At 72.1% G+C, this 14967-nt stretch carries 13 protein-coding genes; 7 read left to right on the forward strand and 6 right to left on the reverse strand.

Annotation, left to right across the window (positions count from 1 at the left end; translation table 11 throughout):
* Positions 1-118: 118 nt before the first annotated feature.
* The gene (locus ACQP09_RS23080) at positions 119-649 is read right to left on the reverse strand and encodes a MarR family winged helix-turn-helix transcriptional regulator (RefSeq protein ID WP_404060544.1); all 531 of its coding nucleotides are present in this window, start codon (positions 647-649) and stop codon (positions 119-121) included.
* 157 nt (positions 650-806) lie between these two features.
* Between ACQP09_RS23080 and ilvA the strand changes: the two genes are divergently transcribed.
* From ilvA to ACQP09_RS23095, 3 genes are all read left to right on the forward strand, one after another.
* On the forward strand, positions 807-2036 hold the full coding sequence (gene ilvA / locus ACQP09_RS23085) for a threonine ammonia-lyase (protein ID WP_404060541.1): 1230 nt from the start codon (positions 807-809) through the stop codon (positions 2034-2036).
* Positions 2037-2194: 158 nt separating this feature from the next.
* Complete coding sequence (locus ACQP09_RS23090; protein WP_433402515.1) at positions 2195-3169, forward strand: ATP-binding cassette domain-containing protein; 975 nt, start codon at positions 2195-2197, stop codon at positions 3167-3169.
* 53 nt (positions 3170-3222) lie between these two features.
* A complete protein-coding gene (locus ACQP09_RS23095) occupies positions 3223-4032 on the forward strand; it encodes an ABC transporter permease (RefSeq protein WP_433406730.1) in 810 nt (269 codons plus the stop codon).
* Positions 4033-4116: 84 nt separating this feature from the next.
* On the opposite strand, the gene greA is transcribed toward ACQP09_RS23095, so the two are convergent.
* The gene (gene greA, locus ACQP09_RS23100; RefSeq protein WP_433402518.1) at positions 4117-4614 is read right to left on the reverse strand and encodes a transcription elongation factor GreA; all 498 of its coding nucleotides are present in this window, start codon (positions 4612-4614) and stop codon (positions 4117-4119) included.
* 202 nt (positions 4615-4816) lie between these two features.
* Positions 4817-5233, reverse strand: a complete 417-nt coding sequence (locus tag ACQP09_RS23105; RefSeq protein ID WP_433402520.1) for a DUF4307 domain-containing protein — start codon at positions 5231-5233, stop codon at positions 4817-4819.
* Between the two features lie 132 nt (positions 5234-5365).
* On the opposite strand from ACQP09_RS23105, the gene mca reads away from it, so the two are divergent.
* Together mca and ACQP09_RS23115 are read left to right on the forward strand one after the other, a co-directional pair.
* Entirely contained in the window at positions 5366-6247 is an 882-nt protein-coding gene (mca, locus tag ACQP09_RS23110; protein WP_404060533.1) for a mycothiol conjugate amidase Mca, read from the forward strand.
* Position 6248: 1 nt separating this feature from the next.
* Complete coding sequence (locus ACQP09_RS23115; protein ID WP_433402523.1) at positions 6249-6482, forward strand: hypothetical protein; 234 nt, start codon at positions 6249-6251, stop codon at positions 6480-6482.
* Between the two features lie 80 nt (positions 6483-6562).
* Here the strand turns inward: ACQP09_RS23115 and ACQP09_RS23120 are convergent, their stop codons facing one another.
* The 3 genes from ACQP09_RS23120 to ACQP09_RS23130 form a co-directional block, all read right to left on the reverse strand.
* Positions 6563-9823: a tetratricopeptide repeat protein gene (locus tag ACQP09_RS23120; RefSeq protein ID WP_433402526.1), complete on the reverse strand. Its 3261-nt coding sequence runs from the start codon at positions 9821-9823 to the stop codon at positions 6563-6565.
* A 145-nt stretch (positions 9824-9968) separates the two neighbouring features.
* Complete coding sequence (locus ACQP09_RS23125; protein ID WP_433402529.1) at positions 9969-12242, reverse strand: AbfB domain-containing protein; 2274 nt, start codon at positions 12240-12242, stop codon at positions 9969-9971.
* A gap of 2 nt (positions 12243-12244) precedes the next feature.
* Positions 12245-12511 carry a hypothetical protein gene (locus ACQP09_RS23130; RefSeq protein WP_433402532.1) on the reverse strand — a complete coding sequence of 89 codons (267 nt, stop codon included), beginning with the start codon at positions 12509-12511 and terminating at the stop codon, positions 12245-12247.
* A 389-nt stretch (positions 12512-12900) separates the two neighbouring features.
* Between ACQP09_RS23130 and ACQP09_RS23135 the strand changes: the two genes are divergently transcribed.
* Positions 12901-14016 carry a hypothetical protein gene (locus ACQP09_RS23135; protein WP_433402534.1) on the forward strand — a complete coding sequence of 372 codons (1116 nt, stop codon included), beginning with the start codon at positions 12901-12903 and terminating at the stop codon, positions 14014-14016.
* 21 nt (positions 14017-14037) lie between these two features.
* Entirely contained in the window at positions 14038-14949 is a 912-nt protein-coding gene (locus ACQP09_RS23140) for a TRAFAC clade GTPase domain-containing protein (protein WP_433402537.1), read from the forward strand.
* Positions 14950-14967: the final 18 nt, after the last annotated feature.

Genomic DNA, 14967 nt, shown 5'->3' on the forward strand with positions numbered 1-14967 from the left:
CGTCCACGCCCCTCAAAGATAAAAAGTATCCCTCTGGCAAGTCTTTGCGAAGCGTACGGCAAGGCCCCTGCCGCCCGGCGGGGGACAGGGGCCCGAGGAGAGGCGTACGGATGAGGGCTCAGTCGCTCTGCGGCGGCTGGTGCGCGGCCTGGCGGGCGGCCAGCGAACCGTTGAACCGGGTGAGCAGCGCACAGAAGGTGTCCCGCTCCTCCTGCGTCCAGCCGTCCGTCACCTGGGACATCAGCTCACGCCGTGAGGCGCGGACCTCCTCCAGGCGGGCCTGGCCGCGCGGCGAGAGCTGGAGGACGACGGCCCGGCCGTCCTCCGGGTGCGACGTGCGCTTGACCAGCCCGGTGTCGACGAGCGGCGCGACCTGCCGGGTCACGGTCGAGGAGTCGATCCCCATCCCGGCCGCCAACGCCTTGACGCCCATCGGGCCTTCCTTGTCCAGGCGGTTGAGCAGCAGGTACGCCGCCCGGTCCATCGAGTTGCGGACCTGGCCGACACCGCCGAGGCGGGTCTGCTCGGCACGGCGGGCGAAGACCGCCACCTGGTGCTGGAGGGAGTCCAGCAGGCGGTCGGGACCCGGGTGTTCGGGGGCGGCGCCCCCGGAAGGAGACGCAGCAGTCGTCATGTCCTGAGGGGGCATGGCTGGAAGCTCTCTTCGTGCGGTGTCGGATGGGTGGGGGACAGAGTACGCGGCCCCGGGGCAACGCGTACCAGTGCCGCACAAACCTGCGGACACCACCGCAGGCCGCCATGAGACAAGTCTGCCGCGACCGCCCGGAGCTGCAAGACTTGCGGACATGATGTTCCGCGCGACCTCCCGGCACCCGGCCCTGATCCTCGACGATGTCCGGGGCGCGCAGAAAATGCTGTCCGGGGTGGCCAGAGTGACCGCCCTGGAGGGCAGCCGGCACCTGAGCGAGCTGGTCGGCGCCCCGGTCCACCTCAAGTGCGAGAACCTCCAGCGCACCGGATCCTTCAAACTGCGCGGCGCGTACGTCCGCATCTCCGGCCTCACCCCGGTGGAGCGGGCCGCCGGGGTCGTCGCCGCCAGCGCCGGGAACCACGCCCAGGGCGTCGCGCTCGCCTCCTCGCTCCTCGGCGTCCGCTCCACCGTCTTCATGCCCGTCGGCGCACCGCTCCCGAAGGTCGCCGCCACCCAGAGTTACGGCGCCGAGGTGCGGCTGCACGGCCAGGTCGTCGACGAGACGCTGGCCGCCGCGCAGCGGTACGCGGAAGAGACCGGCGCGGTCTTCATCCACCCCTTCGACCACCCGGACATCATCGCGGGCCAGGGCACGGTCGGCCTGGAGATCCTGGAGCAGTGCCCGGAGGTCCGCACCATCGTCGTCGGCATCGGCGGCGGAGGCCTCGCGGCCGGGATCGCCGTCGCGGTGAAGGCGCTGCGCCCGGACATCCGGATCGTCGGCGTGCAGGCCGAGGGCGCCGCCGCCTATCCGCCCTCGCTCGCCGCCGGCCACCCGGTCTCCCTGGACAACCCGGCCACCATGGCCGACGGCATCAAGGTCGGCCGCCCCGGCGACGTCCCGTTCACGTTCATCGAGGAGCTGGTCGACGAGGTCCGCACCGTCACCGAGGACGAGCTCTCCAGCGCGCTGCTGCTCTGCCTGGAGCGGGCCAAGCTGGTGGTGGAGCCGGCCGGGGCGAGCCCGGTGGCCGCGCTGCTCAGCGACCCGGAGGCGTTCCGCGGCCCGGTGGTGGCGGTGCTCTCCGGCGGCAACGTGGACCCGCTGCTGATGCAGCGCGTCCTGCGCCACGGCATGTCCGCCGCCGGCCGCTACCTCAGCCTGCGGCTGCGGCTCACCGACCGGCCCGGCGCGCTGGCCACCCTGCTGGCCACCCTGACCGTCGCCGACGCCAATGTGCTCGATATCGGCCATGTGCGCACCGACCCGCGCCTCGGCCTGACCGAGGTGGAGGTCGACCTCCACCTGGAGACCAAGGGCCCCCGCCACTGCGAAGAGGTCGAGGCGGCGCTGCGCGCGGAGGGATACCGGGTCATCGGCTGACCGTCCGGTTCCTGCCGGATGGCCGAAACGCGTTATTCACCGCGCGGTGAGGCCCCGCGAATCCTAGGATCGCTCCCGGAACGGCGTACCGAGAACGCACGTACCGGAAACACACGTACCGAGCACATACCGCGAGCGAGCGACGGGGGAGTCCCTCTATGCCAGGAGCCATCCATGCCGAAGGTCTGGTCAAGACCTTCGGCGACGTACGAGCCTTGGACGGAGTCGACCTCAATGTGCCCGAGGGCACCGTCCTCGGGCTGCTCGGACCCAACGGCGCGGGCAAGACGACCGCCGTCCGGGTCCTCACCACCCTCCTGCAGCCCGACAGCGGCAGCGCTTTCGTGGCCGGGATCGACGTACTGAAGAAGCCCAACGAGGTACGCCGCTCGATCGGGCTCTCCGGGCAGTTCGCCGCGGTCGACGAGTATCTGACCGGCCGCGAGAACCTCCAGATGGTCGGGCAGCTCTACCAGATGAGCGCCCGCGACGCGAAGGCCCGGGCCGGTGTCCTGCTGGACCGGTTCAACCTCGCCGACGCCGCGGACCGTACGGCCAAGACGTACTCCGGCGGGATGCGCCGCCGCCTCGACCTCGCGGCCGCCCTGGTCGTCTCGCCGCCCGTGATGTTCATGGACGAGCCGACGACCGGGCTCGACCCGCGCAACCGGCAGCAGCTGTGGGACGTCATCGAGGACCTGGTGGCCGGCGGTACGACGCTGCTGCTGACCACGCAGTACCTGGAGGAGGCCGACCGCCTCGCCAACGACATCTGCGTCATCGACCACGGCAAGGTCATCGCCCGCGGCACCTCCGACGAGCTCAAGGCCCGCACCGGCGGCGAGCGCGTCGAGGTCGTCGTGCACCGCCCGGACGAGATCGATCGCGCCCGGTCCGTGCTGGCCACCCTCGGCAAGGGAGAGGTCACCGTCGTACGGCTCTCCCGCAAGCTGACCGTCCCGGTGAGCGGCGGGGCCAAGCTGCTCGCCGAGATCATCCGCGAGCTGGACGCCGGCGGCGTGGAGATCGACGACATCGCGCTGCGCCGCCCGACCCTGGACGACGTCTTCCTCTCGCTCACCGGCCACGCGGCCGAGGCGGACGAGCACGATGAGAAGGAGGAGACCCGGTGAGCACCACCACCACCAAGGACGCCCCCGCCCTGACCCCCCGACCCTCCGGCGGCATGGTCCAGTCGGTCAAGGACTCACTCGTCGTCGCCAAGCGGAACCTGATCAGGATGACCAGGATTCCGGAAATGGTCATTTTCGGGCTTATTCAGCCCGTTATGTTCGTGGTGCTGTTCACCTACGTCTTCGGCGGCTCCATCAGCATCGGCGGCTCCACCGACCCGCAGCTCTACAAGGAATTCCTGATGGCGGGCATCTTCGCCCAGACCGTCACCTTCGCCACCGCGGGCGCTGGAGCTGGTATCGCCGACGACATGCACAAGGGGCTCATCGACCGCTTCCGGTCGCTGCCGATGGCCCGGGGCGCCGTCCTCACCGGACGGACCCTCGCCGACCTCGTCCAGACCACGCTCACGCTCGTCGTCCTCGCGGGCGTCGCGCTGCTCGTCGGCTGGCGGACCCACGAGAACCTCGGCAAGGTGCTCTGCGGCTTCCTGCTGCTGCTCCTGCTCGGCTACGCGTTCTCCTGGATCGGCGCGCTGATCGGGCTCTCCGTACGTACTCCGGAGGCGGCCACCTCGGGCGGGCTGATCTGGCTCTTCCCGCTGACGTTCATCTCGAACGCCTTCGTGCCGGTCACCGGCATGCCGACGTTCCTCCAGCACGTCGCCGAGTGGAACCCGTTCAGCGCCACGGTGGCGGGCGCCCGCGAGCTCTTCGGCAACACGATGCCGGGCATGCCGAAGTCCGTCACCGGCGCCTGGCCGATGGAGCATCCCATCCTCGCCTCGGTCATCTGGTCGATCCTGATCATCGTGGTCTTCCGGACGCTCGCGGTCCGCAAGTACCGCTCGGCGACCGCCTGAGGCACCGACGACACCACAAGAGCCCCGGCCTTCATCGAGAAGGCCGGGGCTCTTGTATGTCGCTCCGTCGTGGTGGGCCGGGCGTCAGCCCGTGTACGGCTTCGCCGCCAGGATCTTCACCGTGGCCGTCCTGCCGTTCGGCAGCTCGTACTCCGCGTCGTCGCCGGTCCGCTTGCCGTTCACGCCGATACCGAGCGGGGACTGCGGGGAGTACGTCTCGATGTCCCCGCTGGCGTACTCGCGGGAGGCGAGCAGGAACGTCGTCGTGTCGTCCTCGTCGCCGTCGAAGGCGATCGTCACGACCATGCCGGGCTCGACCACGCCGTCGTCGGCCGGCGCCTCGCCGACCTTCGCGTGCTCCAGGAGCTGGGTGAGCTGGCGCACGCGCAGCTCCATCTTGCCCTGCTCCTCCTTGGCCGCGTGGTACCCGCCGTTCTCCCGGAGGTCACCCTCCTCACGGGCCGCCGCGATCTTGACGGCGATCTCCGTGCGCGCGGGACCAGACAGGTGCTCCAGCTCGGCCTTGAGCTGGTTGTACGCCTCCTGCGTGAGCCAGGTGACGTTTTCGCTGGTCTGGGTCACAGGTGCTCCTCGTCGGTACTGGGAATACAAAGCATCGCCCTACCCGGAAGCATGTGCTTCTTCGGGTGGGCGAAACCACGAGCCTAACAATTCCCCAGGAAAAGGGGGAGAAGGTAAACCGTCACACGTCCGGGTGGGCCGCGTCGGCGCCGTAGGAGCGCAGGTCGGAGTGGGTGCGGAGGCGGAGAGACGCGGAAAGACGTCAGCCGGTGGGAGAGTCGCCGGCCGTGCAGCCCGTGAGCTCGACGGCGGTGGCCCGGGCCCGGGTCTTCATCACCACCAGCTCGTCGATCCGGCTCGCGCCCGGGGCGAAGCGGGTCTCCTTGCGGCCGACCTCGCTGCCGTCCTTGCTCAGCGCCCGTACGGTGCAGTAGCCGTCGGTCTCGCTGCCCTTGCGCACTTCGAGGTGGGCCTCGGTCCGCGTGTCGGAGACGATGTCGAACTTGATCAGCTCGGCGTTGATGCCCTGGCCGGTGATGTATCCCCAGCCGATCCAGCCGACCAGGCCGAGCAGCGCGACGCCCAGCACCGAACCGATGATCTTCAGCTTGCGGTCCGCGCGCTGATCGTCGCTCCGGCCGTACCGCCCCTGGGGCGTGGCTTCGCGAACCGCCGTCATGATCTTTCCCTCCGGTCCGGGCAACGAGGAATTTTCCACCTTCCCGTTCGGTCACTATAGAAGTCGCCCGTTCGTCACCCGACCGCGCCCCGACACCGACACAGCAGGATCTACGACACCGAGGATCGAGCTTTGACTGAGCAGCTGCGACTGATGGCCGTTCACGCCCACCCCGACGACGAGTCGAGCAAGGGCGCGGCCACCATGGCCAAGTACGTGTCCGAGGGGGTGGACGTGCTGGTCGTGACCTGCACGGGAGGCGAGCGCGGCTCCATCCTCAACCCGAAGCTCCAGGGTGACGCGTACATCGAGAAGAACATCCACGAGGTGCGCAAGAAGGAGATGGACGAGGCCCGGGAGATCCTGGGCGTCCAGCAGGAGTGGCTCGGCTTCGTCGACTCCGGCCTCCCCGAGGGCGACCCGCTGCCGCCGCTGCCCGAGGGCTGCTTCGCGCTGGAGGACCCCACGGTCGCGGCCGGGCGGCTGGTGGCGAAGATCCGCGCGTTCCGGCCGCAGGTCATCACCACGTACGACGAGAACGGCGGCTACCCGCACCCCGACCACATCATGACGCACACGATCTCGATGATCGCGTTCGACGGCGCCGCCGACGCGGAGGCCTTCCCGGAGGACGAGTTCGGGCCGGTCTGGGAGCCGAAGAAGCTCTACTACAACCAGGGCTTCAACCGGCCGCGCACCGTCGCGCTGCACGAGGCGCTGCTCGCGCGCGGCCTGGAGTCGCCGTACGGGGAGTGGCTGGAGCGGTGGAAGGAGTTCGAGCGGGTCGAGCGCACGCTGACCACGCACGTTCCCTGCGACGAGTTCTTCGAGATCCGTGACAAGGCGCTGATCGCGCACGCCACGCAGATCGATCCGGAGGGCGGCTGGTTCCGGGTTCCGATGGAGGTCCAGCGGGAGGTCTGGCCGACCGAGGAGTACGAGCTGGCGAAGTCTCTGGTCGATACTTCCCTCCCCGAGAGCGACCTCTTCGCGGGCATCCGCGACAATGCCTGATATGTACGCGACCCAGGCACTGACGCACGTCGTCCCGCTCGCCGCCGAGCTCGACAAGAACAAGGTCACCCCCGGCGTTCTCGGCTTCCTCGTCTTCGCGGCCCTCGCCGTCGGCGTGTGGCAGCTGATGAAGTCGATGAACCGGCACATGGGGCGGGTGAACTTCGAGGAGGCGCCGGACCCGGCCGCCTCCGAGGCCGCCGAAGGCGCCCCCGGGGCTCCGGCCAAGAAGTAGCCCGGGGCCCCGGGGCGCGGGCTTCCGTCCTCAAACGCCGGACGGGCTGGGTCGGTCGCCGGGCGGGCTGGGGTGACCGGTCACGGGCTGGTCGGGGCCGGGACGCCCATCACCTCTCGGGAGTGGCGGGTCGGGGTCAGGCCCAGGCGCCAGGCCTGCCAGCCGTCCTCCAGGTCCACGCCGCGCGCCAGGGCCACCGCGAAGGCCTCCGTGCACCGCTCCAGCCCGCTGTCCCGGGCCGGGTGGTGCTCGGCGGCCAGCTCCGCCAGCTCCTGCTGCGCCACCACCGTGCCCACCTCGCTGCCGCCCGGCGAGGCGTACGGCAGCAGCGTGCACCGCAGGAACCGGGCCCAGTCGCGCCCGCGCTCGTCCCCGTACGACGCGAACAGCTCCACCGCCTCGCCGCACAGCTCCAGCGCCTGCGGTGCCCGGCCGTTGCCCGCGTCGATCAGCGCCAGCTCTAGGCACGCCCACGCCTCGCCGTGCGCGACCCCGATCCGCCGGAAGTCGGCCCGCGCGTCCATCAGGAGCTGCCGGGCGAAGCCGGAGTTGCGCAGGTTCCCGGTCTGCGCGGCCCGCTGGTCGCGGGTGACCCGGCCCGAGTGGTGGCGGGCGCAGGCGAGCCCGTACACGTCCCGCATCCGGGAGAACATCGTCCGGGCCCGCTCCAGCTCCCGTACGGCCTCCACCGCGTCGCCGTCCTCCTCCAGCGCCTGGCCCAGGTAGTACAGCGTCCACGCCTCGCCGCGCGCGTCCTCGTTGTCCCGGTGGCGGGCCAGCGCGTCGCGGAGCTGCTCCAGGGCTGCGCCCGGGTCGCCGTCCAGCAGCCGGGCGCGGGCGAGCTGGGTGATGGCCCAGGCCTCGCCGCGGCCGTCGCGGGTGCGGCCGTACAGCTCCAGGGCGGTGGACAGGGCCTCCTCGGCGGCCGCGACCTCTCCCGTACGCAGCCGGACCTGGCCGAGCTGGAAGCGCGTCCACGCCTCCCCGTGCAGCGACTCGCCTTCGCGGTGCAGCGTGAGCGCGGTGTCCAGCAGCGTCAGCGCGCGGGCCAGGTTGCCCCGGTCGCGCTCGACCGCCGCCAGGGCGTGCAGGGTCCAGGCGCGGTCCTCGGCCTGCGCGTCGGAGGCCTGGAGCTCCAGCGCCTCGCCGAGCCGGGCGGCGGCCTCGGTGAGGTTGCCCTGGTGGTGCAGGGTGATGCCGAGCGAGCAGAGTGCGAGGGCCTCGCCCGCGTCGTTGTGCGCCTCGCGGTAGAGGCCGACCACCGAGGAGAGCGTGGTGCGGGCCTTGTCCAGCTCACCGAGCTGCCGGGCCGCGATGCCCGTACGCCACTGCACCGACCGCTCCAGCAGCCCGTGGTCGACGGAGCGGGTCAGCTCGCTGATCTCGCCCAGGCGGTAGAGGTCGCCGCGCAGCAGGCAGTAGTCGCAGAGCGCGCCCAGCAGGTTCAGCACGGTGGACTGGTCGACGCCCTCACTGTGGCGCAGCGCGGAGGTGATGAAGCTCGACTCGTCGTCCAGCCAGCGCAGCGCCGAGTCCAGCGAGCCGAAGCCGTGCGCGCCGAACTGTCCGGCCCGCGTCGACATCTTCCCGTCGACCATGCGGATCACGGCGTTCGCCAGCTCCGCGTAGTTGGTCAGCAGCCGCTCGTGCGCGGCGGCGCGCTCGGCGGGCTCCTCCTCGTCGAGCAGCCGGGCCAGCGCGAAGCTGCGGACGAGGTCGTGGAGCCGGTAGCGCGATCCGCGTACGTGGGTGAGCAGCCCGGCCCGGGTCAGCTCGGCCAGCCGCCGCTCGGCCTCCTGCTCGTCGGCGGCCAGCAGTGCGGCGGCGGCAGCGGCGCCGAGGCTGGCCCGGCCCGCCAGCGCGAGCCGCCGCAGCAGCCGGCGGGCCGCCTCGCGCTGGTCGGTGTAGCGCAGCCAGAGGGCCCGATCCACCGGCGAGACCGGACCGTACGCGCGCAGGTCCTCCGCGAGCGCGCTGCGGGTACGGGCTCCGAGCGCGGATGCGGCCACCCGCAGCGCCAGCGGCAGCCCCCCGCACAGCTCCACGACGGCCTCGGTGGCCGGATAGTCGTACGGCCCCGCCTCCTCGCCGCCGGCCACCTCGCGCAGCAGCTCCTCGGCGCCTCCCGCGTCCAGCGGGCCGACCGGCAGGTGGTGGACCCAGGCCGGAAGGTCCTCCGGCAGTTCCAGCGGCTCGCGGGCCGTGACGATGACGAGGCTGTCGGAGCGCTCCGGGATCAGGGTGCGGACCTGTCCGGCGTCGGTCGCGTCGTCGAGCACGATGGTGACCGGCGTGCCGGTCAGGTGCTGGTGGTACAGCTCGCCGAGGCGCCGTACGTGCTGCTCGGCGGCGGACCTCCCGTACGGCTGCGTGGCGCCGGAGGCTCCCGGTGTGGTGCCGTCCCGGAACAGGAGCTGCTCACGCGGTGCGCCGAGCCGGTTGAGCAGGTGGAGCAGCGCGTCCCGGGTCGGCAGCGGGCTCTCGCCGTCGACCTGGCCCCGCAGATCGACCACGCAGGCGCCGCGGAACTGGTCCTTGAGCGCGTGCGCCGCCCGCACCGCGAGCGCGGTGCGGCCGGAGCCCGGATCGCCGTGCAGCACGACGACGGTGGGCCGGGTCCGGGTGGAGGCGCGGGCGGCGTGCACCCACTGGGCGATCTGCGCGAGTTCGGCCCGGCGGCCGGTGAACGGCCCGTCGGCACTGGGCAGATGGCCGAAGGACTGCTCCAGCACGACCCGGGTACGGGCGGCGGCGCTGCGGTCTCCGCCACGCAACTGCCGTACCACCGGGGCCTTCCGGGCCTTGGCGGCGCGGGTGGCGGGGGTCAGCATCCGCTGCTGGTCGAGGTACGGGCGGATGCCCCGTACCTCCAGGGCCGTCAGCCACTGGAGCCGCAACTGCTCGGCCCCGCCCGGCTGTCCGGCCGCTCCGGCGCGGCGGTGGGCGGCGGGCCAGTGCGAGGCGGTCGCCCTCGCCACCGTCGTCGCGGCACCGGCCACCGCGACGACCGCGCCGGCGCCGAGCGCGGGACCGGCGGCCGTACCGAACGCCAGGTCCGCGCCGAACGCGGCGACGGCGGCAACTCCCGTCACCAGCAACGGCGTTCCGAGCGTCTCCTTCGTCAGCCGCTCCGCCAGCGGCCGCTCACCGGCCGCCGTCGCGTCGAGCGCCTGCGTGTACGCCGCGTACTCCTCGCGCGCTCCCGCCGCGATGGTGTCGAGCGCCGCCGTGGCCCGCGCCATCAGCACCCCGGAATCGGTCCGGCCACCCGTGCGCCGCGCCTCCTCCTCCACGGCCCGCACCAACAGCCTTTTCGCTTCCGCCCGATGGCTGTCCCGCATGTGTGTTCCCCTCCGTCAGCGGCGTCCGGCACCGGTCGTCAGAGGACCGGCGCCGGACTCAAGTGTGCTGCGGACGGCGCTCGCGCGCGAGTGGCCCGGGGAGCGGAGCGGTGTCGGCGGCAGCGGGGCTCATATCGTCACCGGGTCAGGGCGCCCAGGGAGCGGCGAGCGTCCAGCTGCTGTCCGCCGTCAGGGTCTGCGGCCGGTTGAAGCCGTCGCCCGCCGTACCGGAGGCGATGTACACCGCCGAGTCGAAGTGGCGGAGGTACGAGCCCGGAAGGTTGATCGACTCGAAGGTGACGCCGGTCCCGCCGACCCCGGGCCGGGCGCAGAAGGTGGCGTCCTGGCGGTAGAGCGCCGTGTTCTCGTTCGGCGCGTTGCGTACCCGGCCGGCGGCGTGGCGCAGGAACCGGCCGGGGAAGTTCACCGACTCGAACGAGTAGCAGGAGGAGTCGGCCAGTCCGCGCCGCACGGTGTACGTCGCGTCCTGCTTGAGTGTGGCGCTGCTGCCCGCGCTCACGACCTCGGTGTACGCGAGGCTGTCGGCGTGCCGCAGATACCGGTCGGTGTGGCCCCACGTGGTGACCCGCAGCGAGCGGCGTACGTCGGTCGGGAGCACGACGGAGCTGCGCCACAGGGCCGGCTCGGTGGTGTTCCAGGTGGCGTCGGCAGCGAAACCGGCAGCGCTGTCCCAGGAGTTGGGGCCGCCGCTGCGGGCCAGGTACACGTTGTCGGCAAGGTGCCGCAGATAGGAGCCGCGGAAGTTGTACGACTCGTACGAGGTGCCGCCGGCGGCGAGGCCGGCCCGTGCGCACCACGTGGCGTCGGCTGCGAACGGGCCGCCGGTGTCGGCGTCGACCCGCACCCGGCTGCCCGCGTGGCGCAGGTAGCGACCGGGCTGGTTGACCGACTCGAAGGAGACGCAGCGCGCGTCGGCGAGACCGGCAACAGTGCGGTACGAGGCGTCCTGGCGGGCGGTGTCGGAGGAGGCGGGCGAGAGGACGTCGGTACGGGCCGCCGAGTCGGCGTGCCGCAGATAGCGGTCGGTGAAGCCGGGTGTGGTGACCCGGAAGGAACGGACGTGGCCGAGGGTGTGCTGCGGCGTGGCGTTGAGGTTGCGGGAGGCGCCGATCAACGCCCCGTGCGCCGCCCGTAGTTGGTTGGTGTCGACCTTCTGGACGCGCCGGTCGTAGGTGAGCAGCCCGTTGTACTCGCCTTCGACGTCGGTGATCTCCGTGTAGACGTACGCCGAGACGCCCTTGGTGGTCATCAGCTGCTGCACATCGCGGACCATGCCGGTGTAGCGGTCGTTGAGCTGGGCGTTGCTGAAGACCTGTTCGTAGGCGAAGAACCTGTTGTCGGGGCTGTACTCATGACCCGGCGTACGGAGTCCGACGCCGCCGAACTCGCCGAGTACGGAGAAGCGGGTGGCGGTGGGGCGCGGTGCGTCCGGGCCGGTGTAGACGTGCCAGTCGAGCATGTCGCCGTTGCCCGGATCGCCCTTGGAGACACAGCAGTTGTAGCCGCTGTGGGCGTTCATCAGCCGGGACGGGTCGTAGGCCTTCAGCTCGTCGGCGATGCGCCGGGTGGCGTTCAGGTCCCACTCGCCCCAGCCCTCGTTGAACGGGACGTAGGAGATGACCGCCGGGGAGAACCGGTGCTCGTCGATGATCTCGCGGGCCTCGGTCTCCAGTTGGGAGATCTGGGCCGGGGTGCGGTTCTGGTCGAAGGCGGGAGTGGAGGGGATGTCCTGCCACACCAGCAGCCCGAGTCGGTCGGCGTGGTAGTACCAGCGGGCCGGCTCCACCTTGATGTGCTTGCGCACCATGTTGAAGCCGAGCTCCTTGTGCTTCTGGAGGTCGAAGGCGAGGGCCGCATCGGTGGGCGCGGTGTACAGGCCGTCGGGCCAGTAGCCCTGGTCGAGCGTGCCGATCTGGAAGACGAACTCGCCGTTCAGCGTGGGCCGCAGGACCCCGTCGACCATCTTCTTGCCGACCTCGCGCATCCCGAAGTAGCTGGTCACGCTGTCGACGGCGGCGCCGGAGGCGTTGCGCAGCGTCACCCGCAGGTCGTACAGGAACGGGTCGTCGGGCGACCAGTGCCGGGCGTTCGGCACGGGTACGGAGAACTCGGTGAAGCCGCCGGTGGCCTCGCCGACCACGGTGGCACCGGACAGCGCCTCGGCGCGGACGGTGTGGCCGCTGACGTTGCCGCGGGTGAAGACCCGCACCCGGGCGGTGCTGGTCGCCAGGTCGGGCCGGATGTCGACGGAGTAGAGGGAGGAGGAGGGGGTCGGCTCCAGCCAGACGGTCTGCCAGATACCGGAGTTGGGCGTATAGAAGATCCCGGTCGGGTTGTTGGTCTGCTTGCCGACCGGCTGCTTCTCACCGCGCCCGTCGGTCGGGTCGTAGACGCGCACGATCAGCTCGTTGGAGCCGGCCCGGCGTTCCGGTTGACGTTCCCGGCGCCGTCGACCGGCGGGTTGAGGAACTCCCACTCACCGTTGAGCGACTGCCAGGCCTGCCGCGTCAACTGCGGTCTCGGATAGTCCGGCAGCGGGTTGGTGGGGGACACCTGACCGGTCCACGGCGTGGTCAGCGGGGGCGGTTTGGGTACGACGGCGGCAGCGGCGGTCCCGGTGAACAGCGGGCCTCCCGCCATCACCAGCAGGGCCACCAGACAAGCCACGATGCATCGCATCGATCTCCTCCAGGCAGGACGGCGCGCGGAGTGAGGCGCGACGCCCCGGCGGAGTGAGCCGTGACAGCGTGCGGCATTCCGTGCGGGGTTGGACGTGAGGGGTCGGACGAGCGGGGAAACGCGGGGAAGAGGACGCCCATGTCCGGTCCCTCGGAGGGGAGTTGGGGCTGGGGCACGGGGAACGTAACACGAGGCATACTCAAACGGAATCGCTCAGGAACAACCAATAATCAAACGTTTCCCACCATGCGGCGGGGTGGCCGTCCGGAACGCGCGGGAGTGGCGCCGACACGAATGCCTCACCGGCGTCGTCCAAGAACGTGCGGGGGTCGCGGGACGTCCGCCACGGGCAGCCGGCGGCGAAGGAGGCGGGGGCGATGCGGCGTACGGACGGGTGGGGGCTGGCCGTGGACATCGGCGGGGCCTTCGTCAAGGCGGCCTACTGGGACGGGCACGGCGAGGTCGGCACGCTGCCGGTGCTTCCGGCGACGGTCCACCGGGATCTGGACGGGCGGCTGCTGACGGGACCGGAGGCCGTCCGGCTCGCCCGGACCGCTCCCGACCGGGCCGAGGCGATGCCCGCCCGCGCCCTGGCCGGCCAGGACGGCCTGCTGCTGGGCGGAGAGCCGGCCGCCCCGGCGGAGCTGGTGACGGCCCTGCTCACCCGGGTGGTCCGGGACGCCGGACCGGGGTCCGGCCGGGCGCGGCCGGACGCGCTGACGCTGATCGTGCCGAGCGGCTGGGGCGGGACGGAACGCGCCATGCTCGCGCGCGCCGCCGTCGCCGCGGGGCTGCCGGAGCCCGCCTGGCTGCCGGCCCCGGTGGCCGTCGCGGCGGGCTGGGCCGCGCGCCGTCGGACGGCTGAGGGTGCACGGGTGGCCGTCTGCGACGCGGGCGCCACCGGGCTGCGATGCGCCCTGGTCGACCTGGACCGGTTCGCGTACGAAGCCGGGGACGAGGTGGCGTGCGGCGGCGCGGATCTCGACGAGGCGCTCTTCCGGCTGGTGGAGGGCCGCGCCCGGACGGCCGGGCCCGAGGGGTGGGAGCGGCTGCTGAACGCCGAGGGGCCGGAAGGCCTGCGGGCCCGGGCGCAGCTGCGCGAGGACGTGACGGGTGCGCGCGAGGCCCTGGCGGCGACGACCGGCGTCCCCTTCGTCGTACCCGGTCTCGGTACCGAACTCCTGCTGCGGAGAGCGGAGTTCGAGGAGGCGGCCGACGAGCCGCTGACCTGGGCGGGCGATGCCCTGGTGGAGCTGCTCGCCACCGGCGTACCACCGGAAGCGGTGCTGCTGGCGGGCGGTGCGGCGCGGACGCCTCGGCTCGTGGAGCTGCTGGCCCGGGCGGCGGGCGGCCGACTGCCCGACCTCCTCCCCGACCCCGTCAACGCGGCGGTCCTCGGCGCGGTCCGGGCCCGCGACGCGCCCCCGGCACCGGCTGCTGAGGGCGGGGAAGCGCCGTACGCCTTTCCCGAGGACGAGGACCTGTTCCGGTGATCACGGAGGGAGGACGCGCGGATGGACGTGGTGATGCTCGGCGGCAGCGACGCGGGCAAGACGACGTACGTATCGCTGATGTACCGGCGGCTCGGTGACGGGATCGCGGGCTTCTCCTGCCGCGCCGCCGACCAGCGCGTCCACGAGGCGCTGCACGCCGCCGGGGGCGGCGTGCTCTCCGGGGTCTACCCGCGCAACACCCACCAGCGCGAGGTGCACGACCTCGTCCTCCGCTACCAGGGCGCCGACGTGCTGCCGTTCCGGTGGCGGGACTACCGGGGTGAGGTCCTCACCCAGGAGGGCGCCACCAGCGCCCAGGCGCGGGAGCTGCGCGGCGACCTCACGGAGGCGGACGGCATCCTGCTGTTCGCCGACTCCTGGCGCCTGCTGCACGCGCCGGGACCGGAACAGGGCCTGGAGATCCGCCACATGGTCACCTCCGTCCTGCGCGCCTTCGCGGAGCGGGACAAGCGGATCACCCCGCTGGTCATCGTCCTCACCAAGTTCGATCTCGTCGCGCGGGAGGGGCCTTCGGCCATCCGCCGCCTCAAGGAACCCTTCGGCCCCCTCATCCGCGCGGCAGCGACGGAACCCCACATCCGGGGCGCCGTGGTGCCCCTGGTCTGCGGCCCCCGGCCGGTCAACGTCCAGATACCCGCCCTCTGGGTCCTGCACAGCGGACTGGTCGGCCAGGCGAGCCGGCTCCGGGGCCCGGCGGACCCGCCCCCCACGCCGCCGCCGCCCGACCCGTGGCCGGTGGTCGGGTACCCGGCGTGGAGCTGGGCCCTGAGCAGGATCCTCCACGCGTGGGGCCGGCGGACCTTCAGTGAGGGGCTGTTCACCGACCCCTGGGGCGAGCGCGCCCGGCTCCTGCCCCTGCTCGCCCCGGCCGACCGCCTGGACGGACTGCTCAAGGACGTCGACTCCTTCTGACCAAGGGGCCCGCCGCGC

It is taken from the genome of Streptomyces sp. CA-146814 (assembly GCF_050942385.1).
Taxonomy (GTDB): Bacteria; Actinomycetota; Actinomycetes; order Streptomycetales; family Streptomycetaceae; genus Streptomyces.

Excerpts from the sequence above, each read along its gene's own strand:
- ACQP09_RS23090 (WP_433402515.1), top strand. The coding sequence starts at position 2,195 with ATGCCAGGAGCCATCCATGCCGAAGGTCTGGTCAAGACCTTCGGCGAC.
- ACQP09_RS23105 (WP_433402520.1), bottom strand. The coding sequence starts at position 5,233 with ATGACGGCGGTTCGCGAAGCCACGCCCCAGGGGCGGTACGGCCGGAGC.
- ACQP09_RS23115 (WP_433402523.1), top strand. The coding sequence starts at position 6,249 with ATGTACGCGACCCAGGCACTGACGCACGTCGTCCCGCTCGCCGCCGAG.
- ACQP09_RS23140 (WP_433402537.1), top strand. The coding sequence starts at position 14,038 with ATGGACGTGGTGATGCTCGGCGGCAGCGACGCGGGCAAGACGACGTAC.
- ACQP09_RS23080 (WP_404060544.1), bottom strand. The coding sequence starts at position 649 with ATGCCCCCTCAGGACATGACGACTGCTGCGTCTCCTTCCGGGGGCGCC.
- ACQP09_RS23135 (WP_433402534.1), top strand. The coding sequence starts at position 12,901 with ATGCGGCGTACGGACGGGTGGGGGCTGGCCGTGGACATCGGCGGGGCC.
- ilvA (WP_404060541.1), top strand. The coding sequence starts at position 807 with ATGATGTTCCGCGCGACCTCCCGGCACCCGGCCCTGATCCTCGACGAT.
- ACQP09_RS23120 (WP_433402526.1), bottom strand. The coding sequence starts at position 9,823 with ATGCGGGACAGCCATCGGGCGGAAGCGAAAAGGCTGTTGGTGCGGGCC.
- ACQP09_RS23095 (WP_433406730.1), top strand. The coding sequence starts at position 3,223 with ATGGTCCAGTCGGTCAAGGACTCACTCGTCGTCGCCAAGCGGAACCTG.